This window comes from Novosphingobium sp. FW305-C-30-35 (assembly GCF_058783135.1).
This window is the reverse complement of record NZ_JBYSYJ010000001.1, coordinates 2623127-2635774: the sequence shown is the minus strand read 5'-3', so window position 1 is coordinate 2635774 and position 12648 is coordinate 2623127. Positions and strand designations below refer to the sequence as shown.

Annotated in this window: 12 protein-coding genes; 5 read left to right on the top strand and 7 right to left on the bottom strand. The window is 63.8% G+C overall.

The features are described 5' to 3' along the window. Nucleotides 1-112: 112 nt before the first annotated feature. From AC3WLM_RS13085 to AC3WLM_RS13070, 4 genes are all read right to left on the bottom strand, one after another. Nucleotides 113-751, bottom strand: coding sequence for a TetR family transcriptional regulator (locus AC3WLM_RS13085; protein ID WP_039336544.1), 639 nt, complete (start codon nucleotides 749-751; stop codon nucleotides 113-115). Then, a complete protein-coding gene (locus tag AC3WLM_RS13080; protein WP_062343132.1) occupies nucleotides 748-1620 on the bottom strand; it encodes a crotonase/enoyl-CoA hydratase family protein in 873 nt (290 codons plus the stop codon). Before AC3WLM_RS13080 ends, AC3WLM_RS13085 begins: the two co-directional genes overlap by 4 nt. A gap of 119 nt (nucleotides 1621-1739) precedes the next feature. Continuing rightward, a complete protein-coding gene (locus tag AC3WLM_RS13075; protein WP_039336538.1) occupies nucleotides 1740-2525 on the bottom strand; it encodes an SDR family NAD(P)-dependent oxidoreductase in 786 nt (261 codons plus the stop codon). A 31-nt stretch (nucleotides 2526-2556) separates the two neighbouring features. Next, nucleotides 2557-3729 (bottom strand): acetyl-CoA C-acetyltransferase, encoded by a 1173-nt coding sequence (locus AC3WLM_RS13070; RefSeq protein ID WP_062343188.1) that lies wholly within the window; start codon nucleotides 3727-3729, stop codon nucleotides 2557-2559. Nucleotides 3730-3834: 105 nt separating this feature from the next. Here AC3WLM_RS13070 and thiL point away from each other — a divergent pair, with 105 nt between their 5' ends. From thiL to AC3WLM_RS13045, 5 genes are all read left to right on the top strand, one after another. Beyond that, a complete protein-coding gene (thiL, locus tag AC3WLM_RS13065) occupies nucleotides 3835-4710 on the top strand; it encodes a thiamine-phosphate kinase (RefSeq protein ID WP_492477574.1) in 876 nt (291 codons plus the stop codon). A gap of 120 nt (nucleotides 4711-4830) precedes the next feature. Then, a complete protein-coding gene (locus tag AC3WLM_RS13060; protein WP_062343186.1) occupies nucleotides 4831-6954 on the top strand; it encodes a sodium-translocating pyrophosphatase in 2124 nt (707 codons plus the stop codon). A gap of 148 nt (nucleotides 6955-7102) precedes the next feature. Next, nucleotides 7103-8251, top strand: coding sequence for a GNAT family N-acetyltransferase (locus AC3WLM_RS13055; protein ID WP_492477573.1), 1149 nt, complete (start codon nucleotides 7103-7105; stop codon nucleotides 8249-8251). Continuing rightward, on the top strand, nucleotides 8248-9129 hold the full coding sequence (locus AC3WLM_RS13050; RefSeq protein WP_039336534.1) for a cupin domain-containing protein: 882 nt from the start codon (nucleotides 8248-8250) through the stop codon (nucleotides 9127-9129). Before AC3WLM_RS13055 ends, AC3WLM_RS13050 begins: the two co-directional genes overlap by 4 nt. 45 nt (nucleotides 9130-9174) lie before the next feature. Beyond that, nucleotides 9175-10077, top strand: coding sequence for an acyl-CoA thioesterase (locus AC3WLM_RS13045; protein WP_492477572.1), 903 nt, complete (start codon nucleotides 9175-9177; stop codon nucleotides 10075-10077). Here the strand turns inward: AC3WLM_RS13045 and AC3WLM_RS13040 are convergent, their stop codons facing one another. The 3 genes from AC3WLM_RS13040 to AC3WLM_RS13030 form a co-directional block, all read right to left on the bottom strand. After that, the gene (locus AC3WLM_RS13040) at nucleotides 10078-10530 is read right to left on the bottom strand and encodes a hypothetical protein (RefSeq protein WP_492477571.1); all 453 of its coding nucleotides are present in this window, start codon (nucleotides 10528-10530) and stop codon (nucleotides 10078-10080) included. Beyond that, entirely contained in the window at nucleotides 10527-11453 is a 927-nt protein-coding gene (locus AC3WLM_RS13035) for a hypothetical protein (protein ID WP_492477570.1), read from the bottom strand. Before AC3WLM_RS13035 ends, AC3WLM_RS13040 begins: the two co-directional genes overlap by 4 nt. Before the next feature lie 131 nt (nucleotides 11454-11584). Then, nucleotides 11585-12643, bottom strand: a complete 1059-nt coding sequence (locus AC3WLM_RS13030) for a PLP-dependent cysteine synthase family protein (RefSeq protein ID WP_039336530.1) — start codon at nucleotides 12641-12643, stop codon at nucleotides 11585-11587. Between the last annotated feature and the right edge of the window lie 5 nt (nucleotides 12644-12648).

Genomic DNA, 12648 nt, shown 5'->3' with positions numbered 1-12648 from the left:
GGCGCTAGACGACATTTTCTTTATGCCGCCATGCCTCCAGCTTTAGCGCGCATTGCAGCGCAAGGGGCGCAGCATTGTTTCTTGCTGCACCTGCTCGAGTCTGCGATCCCGCTCAGTGTGCGAGGATGCCGGCCATGATGAAATCGACGGTGTGCTCGCGGTAGCTGTCGCGCAGTTCCTCGGTGAGGGTGTCTTGATCGAAGCAGTGCTTGAGCACCAGACGCGCCGAAAAGAAGCGATCGGCCGCGCCGGTAACCGTGAAGTAGAACAGCTGCGGGTTGATCGGCCGGAAGACGCCTGCCTTCACACCATCGCCGATGAACCGGTTGTAGGCGCGATGCAGCGGCAGCAGATACTGGTCGGCGATTCGCTTCGCTTCAGCCTCGTCACTGTCACGAACAAGACGCATCAGCAGGCGGTTGAGATAGGGATATTCGAAATAGGTATCGATGCACTTCGAAATGTGCAGCCGCAGCTTGGCCTCGGGGCTCATGTCGTCCTTGGCGAGCAGGGCGTCGACCGACTTGACGATGTTCTCCATGTCTCGGTCGAGCAAGGCCTTGAGCATGCCCGCCTTGTTGCCGAAGTAGTACTTCACCAACGCGGAGTTCAGGCCGGACCGCAGGCTCAATTCCGATAGGGAGATGTCGACGACATCTCCCTCGCGCATGATGCTCGACGCGGTCTGCAGAAGCTGCTCGCGTGCGCCCGGCGTTTCCAGGCTTTCCCCCTTTGACACTTCCGTACTCATTCCCAACCCGGCTCGTTCCACCACGGATAAAACGACGGCATATCCGAAGAAACGCGTCCGGGGTAGCGGGGAGCGCGTTTTTCCAGAAAACTCGCGATGCCTTCGGCCGCATCGCCGCCGCGCGAGAGGGTGTAGATCGCACGGCTGTCGACGCGGTGCGCCTCCATCGGATGCGAAAACGACGGGTTATGCCACAGCATGGCGCGGGTCATCGCGACCGAGACCGCACTGGTGTTGTCGGCAATTTCGCGTGCGAGCGCGATTGCCGCGGGCATGAGGTCCTCAGGTTCGTGCAGCGAGCGAACAAGGCCGCCGCGCAGGGCTTCCTCGGCATCGAAAACACGGCCGGTCATGCACCATTCGAGCGCTTGGGGCAGCCCCACGATACGCGGCAGAAACCAGCTCGACGCGGCTTCGGGCACGATCCCCCGGCGCGCAAAGACAAGGCCGAAGCGCGCCTTGGTCGAGGCCAGGCGGATGTCCATCGGCAACTGCATGGTGACGCCGACACCGACCGCCGCACCGTTGATAGCGCCGATCACCGGCTTCTTGGACTGATAGATGCGCAAGGTGATCATGCCGCCGCCATCGCGCACGCGAGGATCGGACAGGTCTTCCACCGCATCGCCGCTGGAGAAGACGTGCTTGCCGTCACTGGGCGTGAGGTCTGCGCCGGCACAGAATGCGCGGTCTCCCGCCCCGGTAACGATCACCGCGCGCACGCTGTCATCCGCATCGGTGCGATCGAACGCATCGATCATCTCGTTCATCATCGTGCCGGTATAGGCGTTCATCTTTTCGGGGCGGTGCAACGTGATCGTCGCGATGCCATCGGCGATGTCGAGCTTGATCTGCGTATAGTCGGCCACGAAAGTCTCCCTTGAATGCCGTTGCGCTCACGCGCAGGCGGGAGCCTCAGTCGGTTAGCGGAAGCGCCCCGCAAGACCACCGAGGTCCCCGCCTGCGCGGGGACACAACCTTAAGGCGATCAGCGCGGCGCCATGCGGATGGCGCCATCGAGGCGGACGTCCTCGCCGTTGAAGTAGCCGGTCTCGATCATGCACATGGCAAGGTTGGCGTACTCCTCGGGCATGCCGAGGCGCTTGGGGAACGGGACTGACGCCGCGAGCGCGTCCTTCACGTTCTGCGGCGCGCCCTGCAGCAGCGGGGTGTTGAAGATGCCGGGCAGGATGGTGTTGACGCGAATGCCCTCGCTCATCAGGTCACGCGCGATCGGCAGGGTCATGCCGACAACCCCGCCCTTCGAGGCCGAATAGGCGGCCTGGCCCATCTGGCCATCTTCAGCAGCAACCGAAGCGGTATTCACGATGGCGCCGCGCTCACCGAACTCGTCGCAGGGATCGAGAGTCATCATGCCGGCGGCCGACTTGGCAATGCAGCGGAACGTGCCGACGAGGTTGATCTGGATGATCCAGTTGAACGCATCCATCGGGAAGTGCTTGATCTCGCCTGTTTCCTTCGAACGGCTTGCCGTCTTGATGGCATTGCCGGTGCCGGCGCAGTTGACGAGGATGCGCTCCTGGCCATGCGCCGCGCGCGCCTTGGCAAAGCCGGCGTCGACACTCTCGTCGCTGGTCACGTTCACTTCGCAGAACACGCCGCCGATCTCGGCAGCCACGGCCTCGCCCTTTTCCTTCTGCAGATCGAAGATGGCGACCTTCACGCCCTTGGCGGCAAGCGCCCGGGCGGTGGCTGCGCCGAGGCCGGAAGCGCCGCCGGTGACCACGGCGGCAACGGTATTGTCGAGCTTCATTGCGAGTTATCCTCTCTAAAGGGCTGAAAAATCAAAGAGCTTCGATAATGGTGACGTTGGCAACGCCGCCACCTTCGCACATCGTCTGCAGACCGTACTTGCCGCCGCGGGCGCGCAGCGCGTGGACGAGCGTGGCCATGAGCTTCGTACCCGAAGCGCCCAGCGGGTGACCGAGCGCAATGGCGCCGCCATTGACGTTGAGCTTCTCGGGGTCTGCCCCGGTGTGCTTGAGCCAGGCCATCGGCACCGACGCGAAGGCTTCGTTCACTTCATAAAGGTCGATGTCCGAGATCTTCATCCCGGCCCGCTGCAGCGCACGGTCGGTCGCGAAGAGCGGCTCTTCGAGCATGATCACCGGATCGCCCGCAGTCACGGTAAGGTTGTGGATGCGCGCCAACGGGGTGAGCCCGTGCGCCTTCAGTGCGGCTTCCGAGACGACCAGCACCGCGCTCGATCCGTCGCAGATCTGGCTGGAGCTGGCGGCGGTCAGCGAACCTTCCGGGCTGAGCAGCTTGACTCCGGCAATGCCTTCGAGCGTGGCATCGAAGCGGATCCCTTCGTCCACGGTGTGCATGGCGGGGCCTTCAGGAGTCTCGATTTCGACCGGCACGATCTCATTAGCGAAAGCCTGCGCGTTCGTCGCGGCGATGGCCTTCTGGTGACTGTTCAGCGAGAACCGGTCGAGGTCATCCTTGGAGAACCCGTGCTTCTTGACGATCATTTCCGCGCCCATGAACTGCGAGAACATGATCCCCGGATACTTCTCGTCCAGACCCGGCGACTTGTAGTGGCCAAGGCCCTCCTTCATGTGGAACGTGGCGTTCGAGCCCATCGGCACCCGGCTCATGCTTTCCACGCCCGAAGCGATCACCACGTCCTGCACGCCCGACATCACCGCCTGCGCGGCGAACTGGATCGCCTGCTGCGAAGAACCGCACTGGCGATCGATGGTAACGGCCGGCGTCGATTGCGGCAGCAGCTTCGAGGCGAGCACGGCATTTCGGCCGACCTGCATCGCCTGCTGTCCGGCCTGGGTGACGCAGCCCATGATCACATCATCGACGGCAGTCGGGTCAATGCCGGTCCGAGCGATGATGGCATCCAGACTGCGCGCGGCGAGATCGACGGGGTGAACGCCTGCAAGCCGTCCGCCGCGACGTCCTCCAGCCGTGCGTACTGCATCGACGATATAGGCTGTTGCCATATGTTCCGACTCCTCTCGATACATCTTTAATCGAACGATTAAGGGGCGAAATGGTGCTGGTCAAGCGGACTTGTGCGGTTCGCCAGCGCGCCCCATAGACCGGGCGTGAGCAAGGAATCCGACCTGATTGCGGCCATGCGCAAGCTGGCCCTGCACCCCGCCGCCCGCGGGTTGGCTGATGACTGCGCGGTATTGCCGTTCGGCGGCGAGACGCTGGTGCTGACCCATGACATGATGGTCGAAGGCGTACACTGGCTGCCGGGACAGGACATGGCGGACGTGGCCTGGAAACTCGTCGCAACCAACTTGTCCGACCTGGCAGCCAAGGGGGCCGAACCGGTGGGTGTGCTGCTGGGCTTCACGCTCGGCGAGGAGGACACGCGCTTTGTTGCCGGACTTGGCGAGGCATTGCAGGCGTTTGGCGTGCCCTTGCTGGGAGGCGATACTGTCAGCGGCAACGGGCCCCGCAGCCTTGGACTGACCGCGCTGGGACGAGCGACCTGTTCACCCGTACCTTCGCGCAGCGGGGCAAAGGTGGGCGACACCCTCTGGCTTACCGGGCTGGTTGGTGCGGCGATGCTGGGGTTCGAAGCACTGCGCGACGGAACCGGCCGCGATAGCACCACTTTCCGGCGGCCCTTGCCTCGCCTTGCCGAAGGCCGGACACTTGCCCCACTGGCAACCGCGATGATGGACGTTTCCGACGGCCTGCTGATCGATGCGGCGCGCATGGCACAGGCCAGCGGCGTGACCTTCGCCATTGCCAGCGAGAGTGTGCCCTTCCCTGCCGCCCTGCCCGACAGCCGTCGCGACGATGCAATGCGCTGGGGCGACGATTACGAACTGCTGTTCACGCTCCCCCCGGGGTTACCTGCACCAGTCGCCGCCCTTCGCATCGGGGTGGCGCAGGCGGCGACATTATCACCTGTAATCATCGATGGTGCAGTGCCGCATGGCAATCTGGGTTATATGCACGATTAAAAAGCCCTTGGCCAAGGTCATGGAAGGGCTTGCGGGGCAGAAATAAAACGATAGCTTCCCCCCACCCGCAACGACGGGGACGGGCCACTCGTGGCACCGGACATAAAGGGGGATGCCAACGTGAACCTAGTCGTATTATCGATAATACTCGGGTTGCTTGCCGTCGTTTATGGCTTCGTGACCAGCCGTCAGGTGCTCGGCGCACCGGCGGGCAACGCCAAGATGCAGGAAATTGCCGCCGCCATTCAGGAAGGCGCGCAGGCCTACCTCAAGCGCCAGTACACCACCATCGCGATCGTCGGCGTGGTCGTCGCCGTGATCATTGCCGCAACGCTGGGCGCAATCTCAGCCACCGGCTTCGTGATCGGCGCCGTGCTTTCGGGCGTTGCGGGCTTCATCGGGATGAACATCTCGGTCCGCTCCAACGTGCGCACGGCTGCGGCGGCACAGAACGGCCTGCAGGCCGGCCTGACCCTCGCTTTCCGTGCGGGCGCAATCACTGGCATGCTGGTGGCAGGCCTCGCCCTGCTCGCCATCGCGGTTTTTTACCACTACCTGACCGACATCGCCGGTTACACCGTGGGCGGCGATGATCGCACCGTGGTCGACGGCCTCGTCGCGCTCGCGTTCGGTGCTTCGCTGATCTCGATCTTCGCGCGTCTTGGCGGTGGTATCTTCACCAAGGCGGCCGACGTCGGCGCCGACCTCGTCGGCAAGGTCGAAGCAGGCATCCCCGAAGACGATCCGCGCAACCCGGCCGTGATCGCCGACAACGTGGGCGACAATGTGGGCGACTGCGCCGGCATGGCCGCCGACCTGTTCGAAACCTATGTCGTGACCGTTGGCGCAACCATGGTGCTGACCGCACTGCTGCTCAAGGGCCTGGGCGATGCGCTCGGCGCGATGATGGCCCTGCCGCTGCTGATCGGCGGCGTCTGCATCGTCACCTCGATCATCGGCACCTACTTCGTCAAGCTCGGCTCCTCCAACAACATCATGGGCGCGATGTACAAGGGCTTCCTTGTCACCGCCGTCCTCTCCATCGGTGCGATCTGGTGGGCGATTTCCTATGCGCTGGGCGACATGGAAACCGCTATGAGCTACACCATCCTCGACAACACGGTGACCTTCACCGGCCGCGTGCTGTTCTACTGCTCGCTGCTCGGCCTCGTCATCACCGGCCTGATCATCTGGATCACCGAGTATTACACCGGCACCAACTATCGCCCGGTGCGCTCGATCGCCAAGTCGTCGGAAACCGGCCACGGCACCAACGTCATCCAGGGTCTGGCCATCAGCCTTGAATCGACCGCAATGCCGACGATCGTGATCTGCGCCGGCATCATCATTGCCTACCAGCTCGCCGGGCTGATCGGCATTGCCTATGCGGCAACCGCGATGCTGGCGCTGGCCGGCATGGTCGTGGCATTGGACGCCTATGGTCCAGTGACTGACAACGCCGGTGGCATCGCCGAGATGGCGGGCCTCGACGATTCGGTCCGTGACAAGACCGACGCACTGGACGCGGTGGGCAACACCACCAAGGCCGTAACCAAGGGCTATGCAATCGGATCGGCCGGCCTTGCCGCGCTTGTCCTTTTCGCGGCCTACACCACCGACCTCAGGGAGTTCTTCCCGAACCTCGCGGTCAGCTTCAGCCTCGAAAACCCCTATGTCATCGTCGGGCTGCTGCTCGGCGCGCTCCTGCCGTACCTGTTCGGCGCGATGGGCATGACCGCTGTGGGCCGCGCGGCGGGCGACGTGGTGATCGACGTGCGTGACCAGTTCCGCGACAATCCGGGGATCATGGCGGGCACCTCGAAGCCTGACTATGCCCGCACGGTGGACCTCGTCACCAAGGCCGCGATCAAGGAAATGATCGTGCCTTCGCTGCTGCCGGTGCTGGCCCCGATCGCGGTCTACTTCGTGATCGCAGCGGTGGCCGGTCAGGCCAACGGCTTTGCCGCCCTTGGCGCCCTGCTGCTGGGCGTGATCGTCGGCGGTCTGTTCGTCGCCATCTCGATGACCTCGGGCGGCGGCGCATGGGACAACGCCAAGAAGTACATCGAGGACGGCAACCACGGCGGCAAGGGCTCGGACGCCCACAAGGCCGCTGTCACGGGTGATACCGTGGGCGATCCCTACAAGGACACCGCTGGCCCTGCCGTGAACCCGATGATCAAGATAACCAACATCGTAGCTCTGCTGCTGCTCGCCGCTCTTGCAAGCAACGCCGTGGGTTAAGGAGCCAACGCCCAAGTTGGGGAGAGGATGCCCCGTCCGGAGCAATCCGGGCGGGGTATTTCTTTGCTGGCTTGTTAACCGAGTTTTCGGGCATTCCACCTAAGGCCGGTGGCGGAGACCCGAGAACTTGAACGTCGCGACATTCACCATGGCAAGCACGCCCAGTTCCTTCTGTCCGCCGAGCGCGGCGGTGGCAACGGTGCGGCCTTGGCGCGAGTGGACGGTCGACGGACGACCGGCGCAGTGGCAGGCGCTGGCCGAGAGTGCCTCGACCCCCAATCCCTTCTTTGAACCCTGGTATCTCATACCCTCGCTCGAAGCCTTCGATCCCCAGGGGACCAAGCGCTTGCTGACCGTCGAGATTGGTGGCGAACTGGCCGCGCTGATGCCGCTGACCAGGCCGCGCCGCTATGGGCGTTGGCCGCTGCCGCACTTGGCGAGCTGGCTGCATCCCAACGCCTTTCTGGGCGTGCCCTTGGTTCGGGCCGGCTGCGAGAGAGTGTTCTGGCAAGCGCTGTTGCATTGGGCCGACGAAGCGGCGACACGCGAACAGGCTCTGTTCCTGCACCTGCCCGCAATGCCTCTGGAACAGCCATTGACCGCGGCGTTGTTCGAACTGTCCGAACTGCAGGGCCGCAAGTCTGCGCTCGTCATGCGCGAACGACGGGCCATGCTGCATTCGCCGCTTTCGCCGGATCTTTACCTCGAGCGCGCGCTGACCGGCAAGAAACGCAAGGAGTTGCGTCGCCAGCACGCGCGCCTGGCCGAACAGGGCACGCTGGCCTTCGAACGACAGCTGGATGCCACGGATCTCGAAAGCTGGATCGAGCAGTTTCTCCTGCTTGAAAGGCGCGGCTGGAAAGGCACCAGTGGCAGCGCAATGGCCTGTGCGTCCACGACGGAATCGCTGTTTCGCAAGGCGCTTGTCGAAGCTGCGGGGATTGGCAGGCTGGAGCGCCTGGCGCTGACGCTGGACGGGCGCCACATCGCAATGCTGGCCAATTTCCTGACGCCGCCCGGCAGCTTCTCCTACAAGACCGCCTTCGACGAGGATTTCGCGCGCTTTTCTCCCGGCGTCCTGTTGCAGCGCGAGAACCTCGCACTCCTGTCGCGACCGGACATCAGCTGGTGCGACAGCTGCGCCGCACCCGATCATCCGATGATCGACAGCCTCTGGACCGAACGCCGGCCGATCGGACGCATTTCGGTTGCCATCGGCGGCAGTATCCGGCGCAGGTTCTTCGAAACTCTCCTGTCGCTCGAATTGGGGCGCAACCCTGTCGGACTGAGCCGATGAACAAACCGATTGCCTTCGCTGGCGGAGCCGCGCCCCTCGACGCTTTCGACGAGACCTCGCGCGCCGCTTTCGCCGCCTCCTATCCGGAAGTGCCGCACAAGCTGGTCCACCGGCTGGGCATGCACCCGCTGATGCATCCCGATGCCCTCGCTATCCTTGGCGAGGCGCTGCCGGACCGCTCGGTCGAATACAATCGTGCGGCCTTGCCATTAGGGCTCAACGGGGAAAAAGCTCCCGCCAACGGCATTGGTATCGGCGAGACGATCCGCAACATCGCATCCACCGGAAGCTGGGCGGCTCTCAAGAATATCGAGCAGATCCCCGCCTATGCGGAGCTTCTCGACAGCCTGCTCGACGAATTGCGCCCGGTCATCGAACAGCGCACGGGCGCAATGCTGAAACCGCAGGGCTTCATCTTCGTGACCAGCCCGGGCGGCGTGACACCCTATCACTTCGACCCCGAACACAACATCCTCCTTCAGGTGATGGGGTCGAAGGTCATGACAATGTTTCCGGCAGGCGATGCCCGCTTTGCCCCGGACGAAACGCACGAGACCTATCACACCGGCGGCGGGCGAGACCTGTTCTGGCGCGATGAATTGCTCGGCGGCGGCAAGGACTGGTCGCTGTCCCCGGGCGAGGCGCTCTACGTGCCGGTGATGTCGCCCCATTTTGTACGCAACGGCCCGCAGCCCTCGGTTTCCCTCTCGATCACCTGGCGATCAGAATGGAGTTTTGCCGAAGCAGACGCGCGCGCCTTCAACGGGTTGCTGCGCAAGTTTGGCATGAAGCCACGCCCGCCCGGCCGCTGGCCGAATGGCAATCGCGCCAAGGCGCTGTGCTGGCGGGTCTATGCCAAGGCGCGTGGGTTGCGCTGAATTGATCCCGTTGACGTAAACGGCAGCCACGTCCATCGCGTTTGCATGACCGACTCTGAAAATCCGACACCGCAGGAACTCGTCGAAAGACTGCTCGACCTTCTCGACGTGAAGGACCACGGCGGCGACCGCTTCGAGGGTCGTCGCAAGATCGGCGGCGTCGGCCGCGTGTTCGGCGGCCAGGTGATCGGGCAGGCCTTGGCAAGTGCAGAACGCACTGTACCCGCCGACCGCCCCGTCCATTCGCTCCATGCCTATTTTCTGCGCGGCGGAAACGAGGATCACGAGATCGACTTCAAGGTCGAGCGTGACCTCGATGGCGGCAGCTTTTCGAACCGCAGGGTGGTCGCCAGCCAGCTGGGCAAGCCAATTCTCAACATGGTCGCTTCGTTCCACCGGCGCGAGGACGGGCGACACCATGCAGAGCCGATGCCCCAGGTCGTGGGGCCGGACGACCTTGCCAGCGAGAGCGAGTTGCGCCTGCGTTATGCCGCAAAGATGCCCGAGAAGCAGCGCCAGCAAATGCTGCAGCCGCGGCCGATAGAGCTGCGCCCCATCGAGGCCCGGCACTGGATGAACAATGGACCGCAAGAACCGCGTGCGCACACCTGGTTCCGCTCGGTTGGCGCCCTGCCCGATGATCCCCGCATCCACCGTGCGGTCCTGGCCTATGCCAGCGACATGACCTTGCTTGGCACGTCCACCCTCCCGCACGACATCAGCTGGTCGAAAGGCTACCTGATGGGGGCGAGCCTCGATCATGCGATCTGGTTCCACGACGAGTTCCGCGCGGACGAATGGATGCTCTATGCGTGCGACAGTCCCTGGGCAGGGCGCGCGCGCGGTTTCAATCGCGGACGGATCTACACGCGTGATGGCCGTCTTGTCGCCAGCGTGGCGCAGGAAGGCCTGATTCGACCGATCGAGCGGAAGACGTCTGCCGACTGATCAGAGCTTGGCACAGACGGCGCCGACGATGCGGGGCTTGTCGATCATTGCGAAGACCACCCGTCCGAGCGACGTCACACCGGGTTTGCCGGCAAGTTCCCGGGCGACTTTCTCGAAACGGTGACAGTTGGCAGTGTCAGTCGCGCCCCCGCCATAGCGGTTGCCAAGTTGCGTGGAATAGCTTTCGTACGCCCGCTTCTGCGGCGCGAAGAACGCGCGCATGCGCCGGTCCGCCGCCGCAAAGATCGGGCGGTGCGTGCCCATCATGGCTTCGATGACCGGCCCGATATCGGTGCCGATCGCCTTGCAGCGCAGGGTTACCGCCATCATCATCGTCTCGAATTCGTGAACGCGCGCCGCAGTGATGGTTTCACGGTCAAGGCACGCTTCGGCCTGGGCCGGGGTTGCTGCAAGCAGCACGCCAGCCATTCCCAGTTCCACCGCGCGCCTCACTTCGTCGCCGTCGCGATCTGGCAGGCCGTTATCGGCAAGGCCATGAGCTGGTCGAACTGGCGAACCACCGCAGCCTGACGCGCATAGGCGGCAGCGGCGACCTGCTGCTGGTAGGAGCTGGCTTCCGCCGCCAGGGCATTCATCGGCGAAGGATCGCGGGACAGCTGAAAACTGTCATAGGCCTGCTGCAGCTTCTGCATATGGGCAATGGCCGCATCATTGTTGGCGCGGGCAAGATCGAGGTGCGGCTTGTAGCGGGTCTCGTAGAACGCATTGCGCTGTTCGGCCGAGCAGAACGAGGTTGGCAAGGACAGGTCGGCAATTTCGGTCAGGACTGGCCGCGGGGGCAAGGCAAAGCCATTTGCTGCAGCGACCCGGTCCGTGCCGCCGCCAACTTCCTGCGACCTGGCCAGTTCGAGCAGCAGGTTCGCATCACTGGTCACGTCCGAGGCTTCGGCAGTGGCAGCCTTGGGCGCTGCAACCACTGCTGGCTTTGGTTCCGCGGGGCTCTGCATCGGCACAGGCGCGGCCGCTGGCGCAGTTGCAGCGACAGGCGTTGGCGGCGCGGACGGCGGAGCCGGCTGCGACACCACGGTCGCCACGGCCGGCGTCAGTTGAGCCGCAGGCGCCGCAACCGGCGCAACGGCTGGAGCGGCCACCGGCGCGACTGCAGCAGGCGAAATCGGAGCCTTACGCAAGGTGGCAAGTTTCGCTCTCGCCAATCCGGCAAAGGTACCGGCAGGGTACTGCTGCAGATAGGCATCATAGACCGCCGGATCATCGCTTCCTGCCACCGACTGCCAGAAAGCCAGTTCAAAGGGCGACCCGACTCCATTGGCGGATTGCGCATGCGCAGGAGCAGAAACGCTCAGCAGCAGACCCGCTGCCAGCGGAAGCGCTGCCTTGCGCAAATTCAGCCCCACCATGCCACTAGCCCCCCGGCTTCATCCATATTCGATGCAACTTCTGTAGACAACAGACAGCAGCAGCCTGAAACCGCTCCAAACAGAATAGGTTACCGATGCGTCAATAGTGTTTTTGCGTATATCCTGCTTTAATTAAGCAAGTGTGTCGCCTTTTGGCCAAATTCGCGCCAATGTAAGCCCTGCGCTTCCAGCCACTGATCGTCGTAATAGGTCTGGGCATAGCGCAAGCCCGAATCACACAGAATCGTTACGATCGATCCCACCTCACCCGCAGCCGCCATCTCTTCGACCAGCTGCAGGCAGGCGTGGATATTCGTTCCGGTCGAGCCGCCCACTGGCCTGCCGATCCGCGTGGCGATGGCACGCATTGCACCGATCGAAGCAGCATCCGGCACGGCGATCATGCGATCGATCACCTCCGGCACGAAGGAAGGTTCGACGCGTGGGCGGCCGATGCCTTCGATCAGGCAGCACGCACCCTGCGGCGGTGCTGTCACGCTACGATCGGCATGGTGACGATGGAAGACGGAGCCTTCGGGATCGGCCACGCAGAGCCGCGTCGGATATCGGCCATAGCGGATGAAGCGGCCAAGCGTGGCCGAAGTGCCGCCCGTCCCTGCCCCGCAGACGATCCAGGCCGGCACCGGATGGTCCTCGCGCGCCATCTGCTGGAAGATCGACTGCGCGATGTTGTTGTTGCCGCGCCAGTCCGTTGCCCGTTCAGCGTAAGTGAACTGATCAAGGAACAGTCCGCCCGCTTCGGCGGCAAGTCGCTCTGCCGCAGGGTACATCTCGCTCGCGCTGTCAACCATGTGAACATCGCCGCCATGGAAGCGGATGGCCTCGATCTTCGCAGGTGAGGTGCTGCGCGGGATGACAGCCACGAATTTCAGGCCGATCAGCTTGGCGAAATAAGCCTCGGAAACGGCGGTCGAACCGCTGGTGGCATCGACCAGCAACGTGCCGGGCCCGATGCGGTTGTTGCACAGGCCATAGAGGATCAGCGAGCGCGCCAGGCGGTGCTTGAGGCTGCCGGTCGGGTGGACGCTCTCGTCCTTGAGATAAAGCGTGATCCCCGGAAACTTGGGCAGTTCGACGCGGATCAGGTGGGTGTCGGCAGAGCGGTTGAAGTCCGCCTCGATCCGGCGCACGGCCTCGTCGCTCCATGCCCTGCGCTGGTCTGCCATCCTTG